Source organism: Streptomyces sp. NPDC056948, from assembly GCF_042674225.1.
GTDB lineage: Bacteria > Actinomycetota > Actinomycetes > Streptomycetales > Streptomycetaceae > Streptomyces > Streptomyces purpurascens.
In genome coordinates, this window is sequence record NZ_JBHUQX010000661.1 from 1 (window position 1) to 3341 (window position 3341).

Annotated in this window: 3 protein-coding genes; 2 read left to right on the plus strand and 1 reads right to left on the minus strand. The window is 71.0% G+C overall.

Translation table 11 applies throughout. The features are described 5' to 3' along the window. Positions 1 to 767, plus strand: a 767-nt coding sequence (locus tag ACFTZL_RS43080; protein WP_382595541.1) for a 3-hydroxybutyrate oligomer hydrolase family protein, incomplete at its 5' end; no start/stop codon positions are given. 14 nt (positions 768 to 781) lie between these two features. On the opposite strand, the gene ACFTZL_RS43085 is transcribed toward ACFTZL_RS43080, so the two are convergent. Next, the gene (locus tag ACFTZL_RS43085) at positions 782 to 1654 is read right to left on the minus strand and encodes a hypothetical protein (protein ID WP_382595545.1); all 873 of its coding nucleotides are present in this window, start codon (positions 1652 to 1654) and stop codon (positions 782 to 784) included. Between the two features lie 146 nt (positions 1655 to 1800). Between ACFTZL_RS43085 and ACFTZL_RS43090 the strand changes: the two genes are divergently transcribed. Next, positions 1801 to 3246 (plus strand): glyceraldehyde-3-phosphate dehydrogenase, encoded by a 1446-nt coding sequence (locus tag ACFTZL_RS43090; RefSeq protein WP_382595547.1) that lies wholly within the window; start codon positions 1801 to 1803, stop codon positions 3244 to 3246. Positions 3247 to 3341 lie beyond the last annotated feature (95 nt).

A 3341-nucleotide genomic window follows, 5' to 3' on the forward strand; every position in this document is an offset into this window, starting at 1 on the left:
CGTACGAGATGAGCTTCGCCCGCGCCTCGGTGACCGACGCGCTGTGCGACTACAGCTGGGCGGCCACCGACGCCTCCGGCCGTCCCGCCCCCTACACCCGTTCCCAGCTCGCCGCCGCCTTCGCGACCAGCGGCGGGCGGGCCCCCTCCCCCGGCACGCTGATCGACGACGGCTCGCTCGGCGGGCCGGTCGCCGACCGGCGGTCCGTCGGGCCGGACGGCGCGCCCGACTACAACCTCGACGGTGAACTGTGCGCCTACCGGCTGGCGTTCCCCGACAGGGCCGATACCTCCGAGGAGCGGATGTGGGCTCGGCGGGTGGCCCAGGGTCTCGACGCGACCCGGCGCGACGGGAACCTGCACGGCAAACCCGCCCTCCTCGTGCACGGCCGCGACGACACCCGGGTCCCCGTCAACCACAGCTCCCGGCCCTACCTCGGGCTCAACTCCCGTACCGAGCACGGCAGGAGCTCGCTGTCCTACATCGAGGTCACGCACGCCCATCACAGCGACAGCACCGCGCCCGGCTACGACAACCGCTATGTGCCGCTCGGCTACTACTTCCAGCAGGCACTCGACCTGATGTGGGCCCGGCTGACCGAGGGCCGTCCTCTGCCGCCCAGCCAGGTCGTACGGACCGTGCCCCGCGGCGGCGACCCCGGCCACGCGCCCGCTCTCACCCGGGCCAATGTGCCGCCCATCGCGCCGTCGCCGGCGCCCTGGGACCGCATCAGTGTGCGGTCGCACGTGGTCCAGGTGCCCGACTGAGCACGGGCGGTCTTTCAGGTACTCGACGACGAGGTGAGTCGTTCGAGCTGGGCGGCGGCCGTCGCGGCCTTGCGCTCGGCTTCACGGACGCGGCGGTCGGCCGTACGCGCCTGTTCCCGGGCCGACCGCTCGGCGAAGCGGGCCTGCTGGTGTTCGCCCTTGGTGCGGTCCAGTTCCTCGGTGAGCTCGCCGACGCGTCGCTGGAGGCGGTCCACCTGCTGTTTCGCCTCGTCCGCGGCCCGGCCGGCGGCCCCGGCCTCGTCCCGCAGCGCCCGCAGCTCCCGCTCGGCGGCCTCGGCGTCCCGCCGGGCCTGGGTCACTCGCTTCCGCTGCTGCCCGTCGGCCTTCCGGTCCGGGCGGGACGGGGCGGCGGTGGCGGGTGGGCGAGCTTGCGTCCCGGCACTCTCCCCGACCGCCGGAAAGCCGACGGTGGCACTCATCGGCTTGACCAGCCGGCCGCTCGCCCAGGCCTGGGCGGCTTCGGGGTCGGCCAGGACGGCGTGCAGGGTGTTCTCGACCTCGCGCTGCACGCCGTCGCCGATCGGATGGCCGGCCTCGGCGGCGAGCTGCCGGGCCTGTGCGGACAGGGCGCGGACGATCGCGTGCTGCTGCCGGCTCAGCTCGCGCAGCTGTGTGCCGTCGAGGTCGTGATGGGCCTGCCGCAGGCCCTCCCCCAAGCGGAGCAGGGGGTCGACCTCGCCGGGGAGGCTGCGGACCAGGAGGTTGCCGACCCAGGCGGCGAGGCTGGGCTTGCGCAACGCGCCGATCCGCTCGGCGAGGTCCCGGTCACCGGCGGTGCGGGCGGCGGCGACGGCCGAGGCGCGGGCCGCGGTGAACTCCTCCGGCCGCAGGGCGTACAGCTCGTCGGCCACGGCGTCGTACTCCATGAGCGTCCCTTTCGCGTGGAAGCTCCGTTTCGATCATCTCAGGCCGCGCCGACCGGGGCTCGCGGAAGGCTACGGAGGTACCCCGTTCATGATCGGGAAATCGACGGTTTAACATATGAGCGCCGCCTAGCTCGAAAGATGGATCTGTGACTGTCAACGACGACTCGTTCACCAACTGGAAGAACCGCGAGGAGATCGCGGAGTCGATGATCCCGATCATCGGGAAGCTGCACCGGGAGCGGGACGTGACGGTCCTGCTGCACAGCCGCTCCCTGGTGAACAAGTCGGTGGTCAGCATCCTCAAGACCCACCGTTTCGCCCGGCAGATCGCCGGTGCGGAGCTCTCCGTCACCGAGACGCTGCCGTTCCTGCAGACGCTGGCCGCGCTGGACCTCGGGCCGTCGCAGATCGACATCGGCATGCTCGCCGCGACGTACCGTGAGGACGACCGCGGTCTGTCGATCGCGGAGTTCACCGCCGAGGCCGTCGCCGGTGCCACCGGGGCCAACAAGATCGAGCGCCGCGAGGGGCGTGACGTCGTCCTCTACGGGTTCGGCCGCATCGGCCGGCTCGTGGCCCGGCTGCTCATCGAGAAGTCCGGCTCGGGCAACGGCCTGCGGCTGCGGGCCATCGTCGTCCGCGGCGGGGGCGAGCAGGACATCGTCAAGCGCGCCTCGCTGCTGCGCCGCGACTCGATCCACGGCCAGTTCCAGGGCACGATCACCGTCGACGAGGCGAACAGCACGATCGTCGCCAACGGCAACGAGATCAAGGTCATCTACGCGAACGACCCGTCCGAGGTCGACTACACGGCGTACGGCATCAAGGACGCCATCCTCATCGACAACACCGGCAAGTGGCGCGACCGCGAGGGCCTGTCGGAGCACCTGCGCCCCGGGATCGACAAGGTCGTGCTGACCGCGCCCGGCAAGGGCGACGTCCCGAACATCGTCCACGGCGTCAACCACGACACGATCAAGCCGGATGAGCAGATCCTGTCCTGCGCGTCGTGCACCACGAACGCGCTGGTGCCGCCGCTGAAGGCGATGGACGACGAGTTCGGGGTCCAGCGGGGCCACGTGGAGACCGTCCACTCGTTCACCAACGACCAGAACCTGCTGGACAACTACCACAAGTCCGAGCGCCGGGGCCGTTCCGCGCCGCTCAACATGGTCATCACCGAGACCGGTGCCGCCTCCGCCGTCTCCAAGGCGCTGCCCGACCTGAAGGCGAAGATCACCGGCAGCTCCATCCGGGTGCCGGTGCCGGACGTCTCCATCGCGATCCTCAATCTGCAGCTCGCGCGCGAGACCACCCGCCAGGAGGTTCTCGACTACCTCCGTGACGTCTCGCTGACCTCGCCGCTGAAGCGCCAGATCGACTTCATCAGCGCCCCGGACGCGGTCTCCAGCGACTTCATCGGCTCGCGCCACGCCTCGATCGTCGACGCCGGCGCCACCAAGGTCGAGGGCGACAACGCGATCCTCTACCTCTGGTACGACAACGAGTTCGGCTACTCCTGCCAGGTCATCCGCGTCGTCCAGTACGTCTCCGGGGTGGAGTACCCGACCTACCCGGCGCCCGCGGTCTGATCCGCACCCGTTGTCCGTCGGCGGGAAGCGGTGTGTGAGACTGCGCCCCATGATCCGCACCGCGACCCCCGCCGACGTCCCCGTCATCCACGCCC

Coding starts and splice junctions, on each gene's coding strand:
- ACFTZL_RS43085 (WP_382595545.1), bottom strand. CDS start 1,654: ATGGAGTACGACGCCGTGGCCGACGAGCTGTACGCCCTGCGGCCGGAG.